This is a genomic window from Algoriphagus sp., assembly GCF_029254265.1.
Taxonomy (GTDB): domain Bacteria; phylum Bacteroidota; class Bacteroidia; order Cytophagales; family Cyclobacteriaceae; genus Algoriphagus.
Genome location: NZ_JAQWXX010000057.1, coordinates 1 through 17,710 on the forward strand (window position 1 = coordinate 1; position 17,710 = coordinate 17,710).

At 37.3% G+C, this 17,710-nt stretch carries 13 protein-coding genes; 10 read left to right on the plus strand and 3 right to left on the minus strand.

What is annotated here, in order from left to right; all coding sequences use genetic code 11:
- Positions 1-206: 206 nt before the first annotated feature.
- The gene (locus tag P8O16_RS08760; RefSeq protein WP_300313429.1) at positions 207-1,307 is read right to left on the minus strand and encodes an alanine racemase; all 1,101 of its coding nucleotides are present in this window, start codon (positions 1,305-1,307) and stop codon (positions 207-209) included.
- Between the two features lie 257 nt (positions 1,308-1,564).
- Here P8O16_RS08760 and alaS point away from each other — a divergent pair, with 257 nt between their 5' ends.
- Genes alaS through P8O16_RS08775 form a run of 3 tightly spaced genes read left to right on the plus strand, consistent with a single transcriptional unit; the run spans position 1,565 to position 6,789 of the window.
- Positions 1,565-4,189: an alanine--tRNA ligase gene (alaS, locus tag P8O16_RS08765; protein ID WP_300313431.1), complete on the plus strand. Its 2,625-nt coding sequence runs from the start codon at positions 1,565-1,567 to the stop codon at positions 4,187-4,189.
- Positions 4,190-4,209: 20 nt separating this feature from the next.
- Positions 4,210-5,670: an Asp-tRNA(Asn)/Glu-tRNA(Gln) amidotransferase subunit GatB gene (gatB, locus tag P8O16_RS08770; RefSeq protein WP_300313433.1), complete on the plus strand. Its 1,461-nt coding sequence runs from the start codon at positions 4,210-4,212 to the stop codon at positions 5,668-5,670.
- 3 nt (positions 5,671-5,673) lie between these two features.
- Positions 5,674-6,789, plus strand: coding sequence for a TlpA disulfide reductase family protein (locus P8O16_RS08775; RefSeq protein WP_300313435.1), 1,116 nt, complete (start codon positions 5,674-5,676; stop codon positions 6,787-6,789).
- A 287-nt stretch (positions 6,790-7,076) separates the two neighbouring features.
- Here the strand turns inward: P8O16_RS08775 and proC are convergent, their stop codons facing one another.
- Entirely contained in the window at positions 7,077-7,877 is an 801-nt protein-coding gene (proC, locus tag P8O16_RS08780; protein ID WP_300313437.1) for a pyrroline-5-carboxylate reductase, read from the minus strand.
- Positions 7,878-8,084: 207 nt separating this feature from the next.
- Between proC and P8O16_RS08785 the strand changes: the two genes are divergently transcribed.
- The 6 genes from P8O16_RS08785 (at position 8,085) to rfbB (ending at position 12,576) form a co-directional block, all read left to right on the plus strand.
- Positions 8,085-8,483 (plus strand): hypothetical protein, encoded by a 399-nt coding sequence (locus P8O16_RS08785; protein WP_300313439.1) that lies wholly within the window; start codon positions 8,085-8,087, stop codon positions 8,481-8,483.
- Positions 8,484-8,489: 6 nt separating this feature from the next.
- Entirely contained in the window at positions 8,490-8,954 is a 465-nt protein-coding gene (locus tag P8O16_RS08790) for a hypothetical protein (protein ID WP_300313441.1), read from the plus strand.
- Positions 8,955-8,964: 10 nt separating this feature from the next.
- Positions 8,965-9,165 (plus strand): helix-turn-helix transcriptional regulator, encoded by a 201-nt coding sequence (locus P8O16_RS08795; RefSeq protein ID WP_300313443.1) that lies wholly within the window; start codon positions 8,965-8,967, stop codon positions 9,163-9,165.
- A 102-nt stretch (positions 9,166-9,267) separates the two neighbouring features.
- Positions 9,268-10,443 (plus strand): glycosyltransferase family 4 protein, encoded by a 1,176-nt coding sequence (locus P8O16_RS08800; RefSeq protein ID WP_300313445.1) that lies wholly within the window; start codon positions 9,268-9,270, stop codon positions 10,441-10,443.
- A gap of 22 nt (positions 10,444-10,465) precedes the next feature.
- Entirely contained in the window at positions 10,466-11,524 is a 1,059-nt protein-coding gene (locus tag P8O16_RS08805; RefSeq protein ID WP_300313447.1) for an NAD-dependent epimerase, read from the plus strand.
- Positions 11,521-12,576 (plus strand): dTDP-glucose 4,6-dehydratase, encoded by a 1,056-nt coding sequence (gene rfbB, locus P8O16_RS08810; protein WP_300313449.1) that lies wholly within the window; start codon positions 11,521-11,523, stop codon positions 12,574-12,576. Before P8O16_RS08805 ends, rfbB begins: the two co-directional genes overlap by 4 nt.
- A gap of 50 nt (positions 12,577-12,626) precedes the next feature.
- Here rfbB and P8O16_RS08815 read toward each other — a convergent pair whose 3' ends face one another.
- On the minus strand, positions 12,627-16,625 hold the full coding sequence (locus P8O16_RS08815; RefSeq protein ID WP_300313451.1) for a two-component regulator propeller domain-containing protein: 3,999 nt from the start codon (positions 16,623-16,625) through the stop codon (positions 12,627-12,629).
- 205 nt (positions 16,626-16,830) lie between these two features.
- Here P8O16_RS08815 and P8O16_RS08820 point away from each other — a divergent pair, with 205 nt between their 5' ends.
- Positions 16,831-17,550 carry a LytTR family DNA-binding domain-containing protein gene (locus P8O16_RS08820; protein WP_300313453.1) on the plus strand — a complete coding sequence of 240 codons (720 nt, stop codon included), beginning with the start codon at positions 16,831-16,833 and terminating at the stop codon, positions 17,548-17,550.
- The last annotated feature ends 160 nt before the right edge of the window (positions 17,551-17,710 follow it).

The following is a 17,710-nucleotide window of genomic DNA, read 5'->3' on the forward strand; positions in this document are numbered from 1 at the left end:
GGATTCTTTGTTCTTTGATGAATTCAACACAGGAAGCTTCGTCTGGAAACCGATTAATGAAATTGATAATGTTCATGGTCAAAACCGTTTATTTTGACCTAATTTAGTACCCGTTAAGACCGCAAGAAAGCGATTGTCACTGGCTGTCACTTCTAACTTATTTGGCTACTGGTGCATTTGCGGATATACATAAAAAAAAGAATCCTTTAATGTCCTTCAGCGTGATCGATCCAATTTCCGTCTAGACCGAGATAAGCTCCCATGCAGTCGGCAGTCATACAGGAGTGAATAGGGAGGATGCCAAGCAGATCCCCAACTTTGACTGTAGCTAATAATTCATCTGAAGCCTTGATAATCCCATGTTCTTGAGAAATACTTTTTAAATAGGATCGATCTTCTGGAATACTCCAGCCAGTTTCATTGAGCAAGACGACCTCACCAAAGTTTTTATTTCCATCCGCATCGATCAAAACATCCTTTGCGAAGTGAACTCCACCACCATGTATCAAAATCTCTTTCCGATCTTTTTTGATATCAACCACCGGGACTGCCATAGCAACGGCAATATCAGTTTTATCACAGCCACCCAAAGTGGATTGCATCAAATCATAAAAGACAAAATTTCCCGGGCCCATCTCATCTATATCTCCAAAATCCTCCATCACTGCGCATCCGGGAGTGTCTCCAGTTCGTGTGACTAAGTTTGGATACTCTGAAATGTACTTGTGCTTAAGCATGGAAAGTGCATTCCGAGTTTGCTCATAAAGCGCTGGAATATCAGGCATATAGTAAGAGTGGCCAGCATGGATGTAAAAGCCTTTGAAGAATAACTTATCCGAATGACTGGCAATTCTTAAAATCTCCTCTATTAATCCAAAATCGGATACTTCCACACCTGTTCTTCCATAGCCAGCATCAATTTCGATGAAGAAACCAACTTTATGTTCCAACTGATCCACAAGCATTTGTGCGGTGGTTGCATTGATCAATTGAACAGAAATAGACTGATGCGCTGCAATTTTATTTAATCTTGGAATTTCTAGGGGATTGAAAGGGAATGCGATATGAATATTTTCCCAGCCTTGACCACATAGATATTCTGCCATTTTGATCGAGGAAGCTGTAACCTCAGTGATTCCATATTCCTTGGCCCATTCTCCAATTTGATGGCTTTGAGCTGTTTTAAAGTGCGGAACAAGTTTCATATTGTGTCGCGCAGCTTTGTCTGCCATTCTTTTCAGATTTGCTCTACAGATTTTTTCGTCAAGAAGTAAAGTTGGGGAAGTGATTCGATTAAGGTAACTCATTGGTCAAAGTTGAGGGGTTAATACTTTTTTGAAATTACGAATTTTGATTTACGATTCATGGAATTTCGCCAAAGTTGACCTTGCCATTGAAACTCTAGTCTTTTAGAATTTTTTGTGGCGGAGCTATTAGAGGTGAATCTAAATTTCCTCCCACCCAAAACCTTTCTTTGCAACCGTTTTTATTTTGTTAATTTTGTCCCCCAGAAAAAAAGGCATATTTCTGCCCCAATAGCAACTTAATTGCGCATCAAACCTTCATGGAAGCAAAGAAAATCCGGAGCACTTTTATTGAGTTTTTCCAATCAAAGCAACATCACTACGTCCCTTCTTCACCAATTGTAGTTAAAAACGATCCTACATTGATGTTTACCAATGCGGGGATGAATCAGTTCAAAGATGCATTTCTAGGCAATGAGGTTGCCAAATTCCCAAGAGTAGCCAATAGCCAAAAATGCCTTCGTGTGAGTGGTAAGCACAATGACCTTGAAGAGGTCGGTGTAGATACCTACCACCATACCATGTTTGAAATGCTGGGCAATTGGTCTTTTGGTGATTATTTCAAAAAAGAGGCAATTGCTTGGGCTTGGGAACTTTTGACTGAAGTCTATGGACTTTCCAAGGATAGACTTTACGTTTCTGTCTTCGAAGGGGATAAAGATGATAATCTTGAAATGGATAAAGAAGCTTTTGATCTTTGGAAAGCAATCGTGCCTGAGGGTAGAATTATCATGGGTTCCAAGAAAGATAATTTCTGGGAAATGGGCGATACAGGACCTTGTGGTCCATGTTCAGAGATACACATCGATCTCAGGTCTGATGCTGAGCGACAAGCTATTCCAGGAAGGGACTTAGTAAACAACGATCACCCTCAAGTGATCGAAATTTGGAATCTCGTATTTATGCAATTCAATCGAGTTTCTGATGGAAGTTTGAAACCATTGCCGGCAACCCATGTGGATACCGGGATGGGCTTTGAAAGATTGGTGAGAGCGATCCAACATAAATCATCTAACTATGATACCGATTTATTTACCCCATTCATCGCTGAATTGGAGAAGAAATCGGGTAAGAAATACGGTGAAAATGAGCAAACAGACATCGCATTTCGGGTAATCGTGGATCATATCCGAGCGATCAGTTTTACAATCGCAGATGGTCAGATTCCTTCCAACAATAAAGCTGGTTATGTCATTCGTCGAATCTTGAGAAGAGCAGTTCGTTATGGATATACCTTCTTAGGATTCAATGAGCCTTTTTTATATGAATTGACCCCAATGATTGCCGCTAATTTTGGGGATATTTTCCCGGAAGTTCGTCAGCAGCAGGAATTCATTGCTAAAGTGATTTTTGAAGAAGAGACTTCTTTTCTTCGAACCTTATCAAATGGTCTCAAAATGCTAGACCAAATCAAAACTGAACTCAAAGCTAAGAATGAGACTGTAATCTCAGGTAAAACGGCTTTTGAATTATATGACACTTTTGGATTTCCTCTTGATTTGACCTCATTGATTGCCAGAGAAAATGGATTATCGCTGGATGAGGAAGGTTTTGCATCCGAGATGGAAACGCAAAAAAATCGATCACGTGCAGCGTCTGAATCTGAAACTGGAGACTGGATGATGGTTCATCCGGATGAAGGAGTTGAATTTATTGGATATGATTTTTTGAAAGCAGATTCCAACATCATCAAATACCGAGTGATCTCCGACAAAAAAGGCGACCGCTACCAGGTGGTTTTAGACAAGACACCTTTCTATGCAGAAAGTGGTGGACAAGTAGGTGATACAGGTTGGCTAATCTCAGAAGTTGAAAAAATCAGAGTTGTCGATACTAAGAAAGAGAATGATCTTATTGTTCATTTTGTAGAAAAGCTTCCTGAACATCCGGAGAAGCAGTTTTCTGCTGAAGTAGATCAGGCAAAGCGTTCGCTGACAATGAATAATCATACTGCAACACATTTATTACAGTCAGCCCTTAAAACAGTTCTTGGGGATCATATTCAGCAGCGTGGTTCACTAGTGAATGATCAGTTACTTCGTTTTGATTTTTCTCATTTCGGGAAAATGACAGATGAAGAAATCGAGCGTGTAGAGAATATTGTAAATGAAAAAGTTCGTGAGAATATTCCTCTTTTGGAGCGTAGAAATGTGCCCATCGAAGAAGCAAAAGCGCAAGGAGCGACAGCTCTTTTTGGAGAAAAATATGGAGAGTTTGTTCGGGTAATCACTTTCGATCCTAAATATTCAGTTGAACTTTGCGGTGGTACACATGTACCTTCTACGAGTCAGATTGGATTGGTGAAAATAGTTTCCGAAGGTTCAATTTCTGCAGGTGTTCGTCGAATCGAGGCTATTACTTCAAAAGCGGCTGAGTCCTATTTGCGAGACCAAGAAAGCGTATTGAAAGAGATTCAGGAGCTACTTAAGAATCCAAAGGATGTGAAGAAAGCCATTGAGGCACTGCTTGAAGAGCGAAATACTTTGAAAAAGGAAATTGAAAGCTTGCATCTTGAAAAATCCGCTGGAGTAAAAACAAGTCTTTTAACTGAGTTTGTTAAAGGCGAAGGAATAAATACACTTGTAGCTAAAGTGGAATTGCCAAATGCGGATTCGCTTAAGAAGCTTGCTTACGAGTTGAAAAATGAAGTTGAAAATGCCTTTGTGATTTTAGCTGCTTCTATTGATGGTAAACCTCAGATCGCTGTGATTCTTGAGGAGTCCCTTATCAATTCTAAAAATCTAAATGCAGGTCAAATCGTAAGAGAACTTGCGAAGGAAATCCAAGGAGGAGGAGGAGGGCAACCTTTCTTTGCAACTGCTGGAGGAAAAGATCTCTCAGGATTAGATCGAGTGATAGCTAAGGCTAAAGAATTGTACCTATAAATAAGAGGGGATAAGAACGGATGTTAAGCGAAGAATTAAAAAATAAATATCAGTTGGTTATTGGTTTGGAAGTGCATGCGCAACTTCAAACTGTAAGTAAAATATTTGCTGCTGATTCGACCGCTTACGGTAACTCTCCTAATACACAGATTTCTGTAATCACGCTTGGGCATCCTGGAACACTTCCAAAGGTTAACAAAAAAGCAATTGAGTACGCAGTTAAAATGGGATTAGCCTGTGATTGTGAGATTACAAGGAATACAAGTTTTGACCGTAAAAATTATTTCTATCCCGATCTACCAAAAGGTTATCAAATCACTCAAGACAAGGCACCGATCTGCGTGGGAGGTTTTGTGCCAATTATTCTTCCTGACGGAGCCGGCAAAAGTGTAAAACTGAACCGGATTCATTTGGAGGAAGATGCGGGCAAATCCATTCACCTCGTTGGAGAATCTGATACTCTAGTAGACTTTAACAGAGCTGGTACTCCACTAATAGAAATTGTATCTGAACCTGATTTACAAAGTCCGGAAGAAGCTTATGCATTCTTGGCTGAGATAAAAAAGCTTGTCAGATACCTTGAAATATGTGATGGAAACATGGAAGAAGGCTCTCTTCGCTGTGATGCCAATGTTTCAGTTATGCTGAAGGGAGCTGGCGAATTAGGAAAGAAAGTGGAGGTTAAAAACATGAATTCCTTTCGCAATGTTTTTCGGGCAATTGAGCATGAGCATGAGCGTCTGATTAACTTGATTGAAGCAGGAGAATCAATAATTTCTGAGACAAGAACTTTTGATGCGAATACAGGTACAACTTCCAATATGCGTACCAAAGAGGATTTGAATGATTATAGATATTTTCCTGAACCAGATTTGAGTCCTGTTGTTATTTCCGAGGAATGGTTGAAGTCAATCAAATCGACAATGCCGGAATTGCCTCGTGAACTTCATTATAAATTTGTGAATGAATATGGTTTGCCTGATTATGATGCAAGTTTTCTGACTGAGACAAGAGAAATAGCATTGTGGTTTGATGGACTTTGTGCAAAAACGAAAAATTATAAATCAGCTTCAAATTGGATGATGGGACCAATTAAGTCCTATCTCAATGAGATGAATCTACCTATTGATACTTTTCCAATTAGTACAGATTCAATGGCTGAATTGATTGCTTTGATAGACGCGGGAAAGTTGAGTTTCTCGATTGCTTCTCAGAAAGTATATCCTGAGATGTTGAAACCCACTGATGAAACAGCATTTCAAATTGCCACTCGGTTGAATTTAATTCAAGAGTCTGATGAGTCTTCGCTGAAACCAATTGTGGAAAGTGTAATTGCTGAAAACTCAGGTAAAGTGAAAGAATACCAATCTGGAAAGAAAGGTCTTATGTCCATGTTTATGGGGCAAGTGATGAAAAAATCTCAGGGAAAAGCTGATCCAAAAGTTGCTACTAAATTATTGATAGAATTATTAGAAAATTAATACATGAAAAAATTTATGTTCGGAATCTTATTGCTTTCTGCTTTTGGGGTTTTCTCCTGCGGAGATGTTGAAAATCAAGCAGACGGGAAAGTTCAATTGACTGGAAAAATTGAAAATGCTCCAGAGGGATTTATAATTCTTTCCCAATTTACAGATGCCCGCCCAAAAGTGCTGGATACGCTGGAAGTAAATGCGGAGGGTGAGTTTTCGTATCAAATAGAGGTTGATACGCCGACTTTTTATGACCTAAATCTATACGGAAGTAAGTCAGTTCGCTTAGCCTTGCTCAAAGAGGATGTGGAAGTGAATTATGACTTTTCGAATCAGGAGAGCTTGGATATTAAAGGATCAAAGGATACCCAAGAAATGCTAAAGATTGAAACTTTGATGGCTAACTACCAAGCAGAAGTAAACAAGTTGAACGAGGCTTACTATGCTGCGATGAGTGCAAATGATGCCGAGGCGATCAAGCAGATTCAAGTGCAGGCGATGCAGCTAGAAAGTAATCAGGCAAATGCTGTGAAAGAAACCATAAATAGCATGGGATCAAGTTTTGCGACTTTAGCTGCTGTTGGATTACTAAATCCTAAAAATGAGTTTCAGTTTTTGGATAGCTTAGTTGCTAAGCTAAATGAAAACTATCCAGACACAAAGATGGTCATTCAAATGAAGCAGCAATTGGATGAGATGAGAGCACTTTCCATGGGGCAAATTGCACCTGATTTTGAATTACCTACACCAGATGGGAAGATGGTGAAATTGTCAGATTTGAGAGGGAAATATTTGATGATTGATTTTTGGGCTGCTTGGTGTAAGCCATGTAGAGAAGAAAATCCAAATGTGGTAAGACTTTATAATCAGTATAAAGGCAAGGGGTTTGATATTTTGGGAGTTTCGCTGGATAGAACAAAAGAGGCTTGGGTAGAAGCCATCAGTCAGGATGGATTAGAGTGGACCCAAGTATCGGATCTTGAATACTTTAATTCAAAAGCAGCTACACTATACCAAATTGAGGCAATACCTGCTACCTACTTACTTGATCCAGATGGAAAGATTATTGGAAAAGACCTTAGGGGCCCAAGCTTGGAAAGTAAATTGGCAGAGATTTTTGATAAGTGATCATCATTACTTCACAAAAAAGCCTTCTGAATATGTTCAGAAGGCTTTTTTGTTTAAAACACTTAGCAGATCAAGAAATAAGAAGGAATAAAAAATACCAAACTTTCCTCCTTTTAAAAATCGTGTTCTTTGAAAAAGAAATAGTAAAAGTTGTTTATCACCCGGAACAAATCTAGTAAATTATTCAAAAGAAAAACAAACCTTTCCTAATTCTTTTTAAACATAATATAAACTTATCAAAATAATATTGGATTAAATTTAGCCTGATTTAAATCTGATATTATTAGTTACTTGGCTATTTTATCATAGCTGGCGATTACACCGCGAACCATAGCAGAACTGAAACCTTGATGTTCCATTTCATTTAATCCAACAATCGTACATCCCTTTGGTGTGGTCACTTTATCAATTGCAGCCTCCGGATGAATATTTTTTTGAATCATGAGTTCTGCAGCTCCCTTTACTGTTTGATTCACTATTTTACTTGCTGTGACCGAATCAAAGCCTATCTGAATTCCACCTTGAATCATAGCTCTCATAAATCGTAATACATAGGCAATTCCACAAGCGCCTAATACCGTGGCAGCTTCCATCAAGCTTTCATCTATTGGAATCGTAAATCCTATTGAATTAAAAAGTGATGTGACTAAATCTATTTGTTCTGTATTTGCATTTTGGTTGCAGATGCAAGTAATTGACTCCTGAATATCTGCAGCAATATTTGGCATAGCCCGGAAGGCGATAGTCTCTGGCTTTAGAACCTGATACATTTCAGAAAGAGTAATTCCAGTCGCTAAAGAAATGATAGAATGTCTCTCAGGGTCAATTCCCGGAAGGATTTCATTTAAGATGGGAGTGACGTTATAAGGTTTTACACCTAGAATCACCAAGTCCGCCATTTGAACCGCTTGAAGATTGTCGCTCAATATGATGGCCCCTCTTTGTTGGTATTCAGAAAGACTGGATGTATTGCGTTTGGTTAGGATGAGATTTTCAGGATCAAATCCAGGTATGGTTAAAAGTCCATTCGCTATAGAAGCACCAAGATTTCCACAACCTATAATTGCGATTTTCACATTTGTAATCATAGAAAATATAATTTTTGAATCACTTTATTAATTAAAGGTAAACAAAAGCGAATTTTTATTGCCAAGTATTCAATTTAATCAGGAGAGTTTCGATTATTTCAATTTCTTGATATTTAAAAATATGTTAAAAAAGATTGACATAATGTAAATTCTGTTTTACATTTGGTAAAAACAACTTGACTTAAGAAAGAGAAATCAATTTTAACTGTGCCGCTGCTTTCTCCAGCATGGAAGAAAGTAGCTTTTTTATTTTTTCCTTTACCAGTGATCTTAGTAATAGGAATGGCTATAGCCCAAATGGATATCGATCCAAACGAAGGAGCGGAAATAATTTATGGATTTTGGGCGATAGGTTTTGCAATGCTTAACCTTACCAAAGAAAAGGATGAAGATGAGATGATAAAATCGTTTCGACTTCAAGCTTTTCAGACGGGGTTCTATTGGTTGATTTGGGGTTTGGGTGCAATTATGCTGATCAATTATTACAGATTTGGAAATATTAGTTCTGAAATCTTTTCAGCCTATCTCGTCTTATTTCTGTTAAATGGATACATCTATGGTGCTTTTCAGTATCAAAAATACATGGCTTCAAAAGATATTAAGTAGAACCCTATGCTAACCAAAATCCTTTTACCACACCGTTTTCAAAAAATTGGATGGATCATGATCCTGCCATTTTCAGTCTTATTGTTTGCTGTAAACTATTTGACTTTTGAACTCTCATGGCTATCAATTTCTAATTCACAACCCTCGGCTGATGGACTTTCTGGTTTCTTTGATCCGGATAAAACCAACTATTCTTTAGAATTTGCTTTGATAGGCGTTTTTTTAGCTTTGTTCCTAATTGCTTTTTCAAAAGAAAAGCAAGAAGATGAATACATTCAAAAGCTTCGATTAGATTCACTTTTGGTAGCTTTTTATGCAAATACTTTCATTTTAATTCTCGGGACCTTATTGTTTTATGGTTTTGGTTACCTGGAATTTATGGGTTACAACATGTTCACGATTCAGATAATTTTTATCGCGAGATTTAAATGGATTCTATATCAGCAGCGAAAATCCATTTTGGCATTTTAAAGGCCTCTCTATGAAAAACTCTATAAAAGTGGAACGGGCTAAGCTAAACTTAACTCAACAAGATCTTGCTGATTTAATTTCGGTCTCTAGACAAACAATCAATAGTATCGAGGCGGGGAAATATGTGCCTTCAACAGTTTTAGCTTTAAAAATTGCTAAAGTCTTTAAAGTTCCAATGGAAGAGATTTTTGAATTGGAGGAAAGTGATTGACTTTGAAAAAAATTAAAAGAGAAATTTTGGGTAGGATTGGCAAGAATCTAAGGGCAAAAACGTAATTAAGAGTATCTTTGCTTTTTTAAGAAACACCACTTAATGCCTAAACTAATTCGAATTACAACTGTCCCACTTTCTTTGAAGTTACTTTTGGCTGGTCAGATGAAGTTCATGAAGGAGCATGGCTGGGATGTGCTTATGGTGAGTTCAGATGGGAGAGAAGTGCAGCAAGTTGTTCGTGCTGAGGGAGTTCGTCATGAAGTAATACCTTTCACCAGACAGATTACACCTTTTCAGGATTTGGTTTGTATTTGGAAACTCATCCAACTTTTCAAAAGAGAAAAGCCAGACATCGTACATACACATACTCCAAAAGCAGGACTTTTGGGAATGATTGCAGCAAAATTTACAGGTTTGAATATTCGTATTCATACGATTGCAGGTATTCCATACATGGCTGCTGAAGGTAGAAAAAGAGGTTTACTTGAGAATGTTGAGAAATGGACTTATGATTATGCAACAGAAGTTTGGCCAAATTCAGAGGGGTTGAAATCCTTTGTACTGGAGCAAAAACTTTGCTCTGAATCTAAAATTCGAATCATTGGAAAGGGATCCTCAAATGGAATAGACCTAGATAAATTTAATCGTGAAGCATTAAAGGAAAATCATTTGGTCGCCGCTACAATGCGAATCCTTCCAGGTGAAGATGATTTTATAATACTAGCAGTTGGGAGATTGGTTAAGGATAAGGGAATTCAGGAATTGGTTAAGGCATTCTTGGAGAGTAAAATCGCACCAATGTCCAAATTGGTTTTATTAGGCAGCTTTGAGCAAGACCTTGATCCTTTATCTCCGGAATTAATTCAGACAATTGAATCTAATCCGAGGATTGTCCAGATTGATTGGTCGGATCATGTAGCACATTACATGGCGCTTTCGGATTTGCTTGTTCATGCATCCCATAGAGAGGGTTTCCCAAATGTTTTGTTGGAAGCTGGAGCTATGCAATTGCCCATTATTTGTTCGGATATTATAGGAAATCGGGATATTATTACCCAGCAAAAGACCGGATTGATTTTTCCGGTAAAAGATAAAGCAGTTTTAAAAGAAGCGATGGAGTTTGCCTTTGTCAAGCGGGAAAAAATGACAAAAATGGCAGGATTGCTTTTTAATGAAATAATTGAAAACTATGACCGAAAGAAAATTCATGAAGAACTTCTTTCGAATTATAACCGTCTTCTTTCCTCAAGTAAAGAAGACACATCTAAGAATTGAAATTTAATTTGAATAAAAATTTATGAAGTATCTGGTAACAGGAACAGCTGGGTTTATTGGATTTCATGTAGCCAAAAAATTGCTTGAAAGAGGTGATACCGTAGTGGGCCTAGATGTGATCAATTCATATTACGATGTAAATCTGAAATATGATAGACTGGAATTTATGGGAATCGATCGAAGCGAGGTTTCCTTTGGTGAAAAGATCACTTCTTCCAAGAATTCAAATTACAGTTTCATTCAGTTGGATTTAGCTAAAAAAGAACCTTTGATTTCTCTTTTTGAACAAGAGAAATTCGATGTTGTGATTCATTTAGCAGCTCAAGCGGGTGTAAGATATTCGCTTACTCACCCTGAAGTGTATATGGAAAGCAATATCATAGCATTTATGAATATCTTGGAGTGTTGCCGGTTTTATCCGGTGAAACACTTGGTTTATGCTTCCTCAAGCTCGGTGTATGGGTCAAATGAAAAAATGCCATTTTCTACTTCAGACTCTGTAGATCATCCGATTAGTTTGTATGCAGCAAGCAAAAAGACCAACGAATTGATGGCACATACTTACAGTCATTTATTTGGAATTCCGACAACTGGGCTTCGGTTTTTTACAGTTTATGGACCATGGGGAAGACCGGATATGGCACTGTTTCTTTTTACAGAAGCTATTTTGGAAGGTAAGCCTATTCAGGTTTTTAATCATGGAAAAATGAAACGCGATTTCACCTATGTAGATGATATCGTCACAGGAGTTTTGAAAGTAGCTGATTTGCCTGCCAAGCCAAATCCTGACTTTGATGGACAAAATCCTGATCCTGGTAGTTCAAGAGCGCCTTATAAAATATATAATATTGGAAATTCAGAGCCTGTTTTGCTAATGGATTACATTAAAGCTGTGGAAAAGGGATTGGGAAAAAGTGCAATAATGGATATGCTTCCACTTCAACCAGGTGATGTACCTGCTTCTCATGCGGATGTTACCGATTTGGTAAGAGATACTGGATATAAACCGCAGACTAAAATCGAGGATGGGGTAAAAGCATTTACCGATTGGTATCTTAATTATTATAAAAAGCAAAAATGAAAAAATCAATTTTAATTACGGGCGGCGCTGGTTTTATTGGAAGTCACGTTGTTAAACTTTTTGTTTCCAAATATCCTGATTATCAGATTATCAATTTGGATGCCTTGACTTATGCAGGCAACCTTGAAAATCTTAAGGAAGTCGAAGGTGCCCCAAATTATAAATTTGTAAAGGCGGATATTAAAGATGCTGATGGGCTGAAAACTATCTTCGAATCTTACAAAATTACGGATGTGATTCACTTGGCTGCAGAATCTCATGTGGATCGTTCTATTTCGGATCCACTGGCTTTTGTAATGACCAATGTGATTGGTACAGTAAATCTCTTGAATGTCGCCAAGGACTATTGGAAAGGTGAATTGGATCAGCATTTATTTTATCATGTTTCCACGGATGAGGTTTATGGTTCGCTCCATGATGGGAGTTTCTTTTTAGAAACTACTCCTTACGATCCTCAATCTCCATATTCCGCATCAAAGGCCTCTTCTGATCACTTCGTGAGAGCGTATGCGAATACTTATAAGATGCGAACTGTTGTGTCAAATTGCTCTAATAACTACGGGCCAAACCATTTTCCGGAGAAACTAATCCCGCTTTGCATTCATAATATCAAGAACAATAAGCCACTTCCAGTTTATGGAAAGGGTGAGAATGTACGTGATTGGCTATTTGTAAAAGACCATGCACGGGCAATCGATACTGTTTTTCATCAGGGAAAACCAGGAGAAACTTACAATATCGGTGGATTCAATGAATGGAAGAATATAGACATTGTCAGATTGCTTTGTCAGAAAATGGATGAAAAGCTGGGAAGAGAAGAAGGTACTTCTGAGAAGTTAATCACCTATGTGACAGATCGTGCAGGACATGACTTGCGCTATGCTATAGATGCTACTAAAATTCAACAAGAATTGGGTTGGGAACCAAGCCTTCAATTTGAAGAGGGGATTGAACTCACGATTGATTGGTATCTTGCTAATCAAGACTGGTTGGATCATGTCACCTCAGGAGCTTATCAGGATTATTATTCTGAACTATATGGAAATAGATAAAAAATTTGAGGCAAATATGGATTCTAAATAAACCACGAATAAATCGTGGTTTATTTTTTTGACTTGCTTTCCTGATATTCTGCCGGCGTCATCGAGTAGGTTTCTTTGAAAGTCTTAATAAAGTAGGAAGGGGAGCTGAATCCAACGGCATATGCTATTTCAGAAATGTTTTCTCCTGATTTTTCCAGCTGTTGAAGTGCCAATCTTAATCTTTGGTCTCTTATGTATGCAGTTGTGGAAAGTCCAGTCAAAGCGGTCAGTTTGCGATGAAGCTGCATCCTGCTAATTCCCAATTTTTTACTGAATTCATCCACAGTGAAATTGCTGTCAGAGAGGTCATTATCGACGATTTCCTGAATTTTATCCAAAAACCGTTCATCCATTGAGGTGATAGCAATGTCTTTTGGAGAAATCGAATTTCTGTTTGAATATCTGACTCTGAGCTGTTCTCTTAGCTTAATTAATTTCTCTATTCTTGCAAGCAATTGGTTGGTTTTGAATGGCTTAAGAATAAAATCATCTGCACCAGATCGAATTCCCTCAAGTTGACTTTCTTCATCTGCTTTTGCCGTCAATAAGATGACAGGAATGTGCGAGGTCAATTCATTGTTTTTCAATTTCTTGCAAAATTCAAAACCATCCATTTCTGGCATCATGACATCAGAGATGATTAAGTCTGGAATTTTCTTCAACGCAACAAAAAGCCCTTCTTTGCCATTTGTAGCCTCATAAGTTTGAAAATATGGACTAAGTTCTCTGATGGTGTATTCCCTAACTTTAACATTGTCCTCGACAACCAAGATATGAGGGAGTTTTCCTCGAGCTTCTTGATTTGCAAATTGCAATCCAGAGAGGTCAAATTCCTCACTTTCCTCATCGACTACTTCATCTGGATGAAAAGCGTATTTGTCAATAGAAAGTAGGATAGAAACATGAAACCATCGGGAATCTTTAAAATTGACATTTATTTCACCATGATAGAGATGAACCATTTCCTTAATCAGAGATAAACCTAATCCAAATCCTTTTTTGCTTTCATTAGGTTTTTGGAATTTTTGAAAAAGTTGGACTAATTCCTCCTTATTATACTGTTCTTGACTTTCATTCCTGATGTTGAGGTGAAAATTTCCTTCAGAGATATTGCAGTCTAATTTTATTTCGGAATCTTTTTTAGCGTATTTAATCGCATTTTGAATCAGGTTTTTTATAATTTTTTCCACTTTGTCAGAATCAAACCAAACTTCAGTCATTAATGGAATTTCTGCACTAAGCCTAACTCCCTTTTCTGAGGCTTGGTAGAAATAATTGGCAACAATTGATTGTAGTAATAATCCCAAATTGCCTTTTCGGATAGTCAATTGATTTTTACCTGCCTTGATTTTAGCAACTTCCAAAAGCTGGTCGACGAGCGTAAGCAACCGTTGAGAATTGATTTTCACCAGATTCAATTGTGATTTTACAACTGGATTATCAGACTGACTGATTACACGATCTATTGGCCCTGAAATCAAGGTTAATGGTGTCCGGAACTCATGCGAAATATTGGTGAAAAGTTGCGTTTTAAAGTCATCGATTTCTTTGAGGGTTTGTGTTTCCCGATCTTTCATTTTAAGGGAAAACTGCATATGCCATTTCCATTTTAGATATCGGTAGATCCACAATATTATCAGTGCTATGAAAGCCAAATAAATTATTTTGGCTATAGTGTTGTAATACCAAGGAGTCAAAATGGTAAATTCTAAAGCCACAGGTTCTTCTGCCCAAATCCCATCATAGTTACTTGCTCTTACTAAAAAGCGATACTTTCCAGGGGTAAGATTGGTATAGCGAGCTTGATGGTTATAGCCATTTGAAACCCAATTTTCATCATGGTTTTCAAGCATGTATTCATATTGGTTTTTTTCAGGAGAGGAGAAAACCAAACTAGCCATATTGAAAGTGAGCGTATTTTGGTCATGATCCAACCTGAGATTTTTGCTCATTTTTACTTTCTGATCAAATACATAAAGCGCCGTAATCGCAGTTTTAGGAGGTGTTTCATTCATGGAAATATCCTCAGGATTGAACCAGTAAAATCCATCCAGACTTCCAAAATAAAGAGTTCCGTCATCATGTTTAAAGTATGCGCCGGTATTGAATTCAGTGGCTAGACCATCATAGTTTGAGTAGTTGGTTATCTGAAATTGATCTTCTGATTCGTTATCTATTCCAACCTTAGTTATTCCCTTATTAGAACTTAGCCAAAGATTTCCCTTTTGATCATTCAATATGGAATAGATCACATTATTAGAAAGACCTGATTCAATAGTTACTATTTTTATTTTACCTGTCCTGAAATCAATCTGATTTAGCCCTCCGCCGTTTGTCCCTATCCAAAGCTTATTTTTTTCCAGATAAAGTGATTTAATATGGTTACTGCTGATTGAATTTGGGTTTTCGGGATCATGGACTATAGGTTCGAAGTTTTCGAAATCTAAATCAAATTTGGCGATGCCATGATTTTCTGTTCCAATCCAATAGATACCAGAAGGATCTTCCAGGATTGTTCGAATATTGTTGTCTGGAATACTGTTTGGACAAAGGGGATCATGCACAAATTGTTTCAAAGCCCCTTTTTCAGGGTCAAACCAAATCAAACCATTGTTTCTGGTGCAGAGCCAAAATCTTTTCTGGCTATCCAAGAAGATTTTCCATACGGTTGAACCAGGCTGTGAGATGGGACTTTTTGGGTTAAAATGTTGAAAATTTTCTGACTTAAGGTCAAAAACGCTTAAGCCTTCATCTTGATAACCTACCCAAAGTTTCCCGTTTTTATCCCCTGTAAGGCTCATCACCCGATTACTTGCTAGGGTATTTGAGTTTTTAGGATCATGAGTGAATGTCTTCCAAGTTTTTGTTTTTGGATTGAATCTAGTCAGTCCTTTCCCTGAGGTGCCAAGCCAAACATTCTGGTTTTCATCCACATAAATTGACCTGATTACATCTATGTTGATATTTTCCGGAACTTCTTGATTATGATAAAAATTAAATTTCTCTAAAAAAGCATCATAAAAGCTCAAGCCTGCTCCATCAGATCCAAACCAAAGTGTGCCAGTATAATCTTCGTAAATAGACAAGATATCATTGTAATGAATTGATCTTGAGTTCTGTTTTGAGTAGGAAAACTGCCTTAATGTTTTGTTAGTTAAATCAATCTTTTTGATTCCTTTTCCATAGGTAGTAGCCCAAAGTCGACCTTTGGAATCAACCAATAAATCTAAAATCATCTCATCCTGATCAGGGTTTTCCTTTTGATTCAAAAAAGCATCCATTGTAACTGCTTCGGCTCCAGGATTAGAATTCGTCCACAGTCCATGATTTAATGTTCCGAACCAAAACCTTCCATTGGGATCTAAGGTAGATACAGCTAAAACCGTCCCTGATTCAGGTTTCCATATAAGTTTTGAAATCCCGGAGTTTTTGTTCCACAAAACCACCTCATCGCTAAAAGTTAAAATAAGGTTTTCATTGTCAAAATTTGCCAGATTGACAATTTCCCTGTTTGGGTCTGACAAAGCCATTTCTGCCTTTTTGATATTTTCATTCCAGAAATACAGCTGACCGGAAAGTGTTCCAAACCAGATTTTTCCTTGGGGATCTTCAATTATACTTGTAGCTGAAGCAATTCCTTCGATTGGTTCAAAAAGTTCGTTTTCCCTATTCAATAGCTCAGGAATAGAACTTTCAGGAATGATCCAAATTCGATTTTTACTGTCGGAATATACCTTGCCCAGTAATAATCGGTTAGATTCTGTGACATCAAGGAATTTTTTGTCAAAAACTACAAAATCTCGTCCGTCATATCTATTCAACCCTTCCTGAGTAGCGATCCAAAGAAATCCATTTTGATCCTGAGTTATTGAAATAGCACTATTTTGTGAGAGTCCGTCATTTACTGAAAGTTGACGAAAGGAAAGATTTTCTTGTGGATAGGTTTGGGTTTTTGCAAGAATAAGGATTATTAGTGCAAATGAAATTCTGAGTATATATGATCGAATTGAAATGTGCATTGGAAAAAGTTTTTATGATTTTCAATTAACTTAAAAATATGACTGAACCTGCTTGATGTAGCTGATAGTTCATAACTGGTAAAATCTCTAAATTCTTTTGAAGGAAATTTTTGAAACTAATCAGGAATTTGGAATCTATTCAATACTTTGAGGTATTGAAATTGGTAAAAGAGACTCATTTGTTGGACCAAACTGATCATAATTCATGATTCGAGTAGTAATTATTGATGATGAACAGAAAGCCATCACTTCCCTTGAGTGGGAATTGAAACAGTTGGGAAAATCGATTGAAATAATTGGGAAATTTACTGATGTTGAGGATGCTTTAATTAAACTGAAGATTCTGAGGCCAGACTGTATTTTTCTTGATATTGAGATGTCAGGTTTGGATGGATTCAAATTTTTGGAACACTTCCCTAATCGTAATTTTGAGGTTATTTTTGTCACTGCCCATGCCCAACATGCTATTCAAGCAATCCGTGAAAGAGCTTTTGATTACTTACTAAAACCAGTTGATAGTTCAGACTTGCGGAATCTTTTGAATAGAATCAGTCAAAATTTTATTGATCAGACTAAAAGCATTACTTCAGCTAATTCCTCTTTTGAAAAGGAGAAAGTTGCGATCAATATGGATGATCAATTGATCTTAATTGATCCTGATGACGTGATTTACTGCGAAAGTGAGGGGAGCTATTCCTATATCCATACTGTTAACGGCGGAAAAGTTTTAGTTTCTAAAAGGTTAAAATTGTTGGATAATCTATTTTCCAAATCTAAATTTTATAGAATTCATCATTCGTTTTTGATCAACCTTGAAAAAGTTAAGTCTTATGAAAAATCTTCTGGAAAAGTGAAGCTTACCGATGGGATTTCGCTTCCAGTCTCAAGGTTAAAAAAGGCAGGTTTTATCGAATCACTGAAATAAATACTGATGAATTTTTTTGAAAAGTATCCTTTGATCGAAATTCTGAGAGTGTTCAGTTAAGTGTGTCTGCTAATTTTACAAATAGATGACAAAGAAACGAACACTTGAAGAATTATTTAGTGATCCTCAGACGAGTGATCGGCTGAAAGAGCGGCTTTAC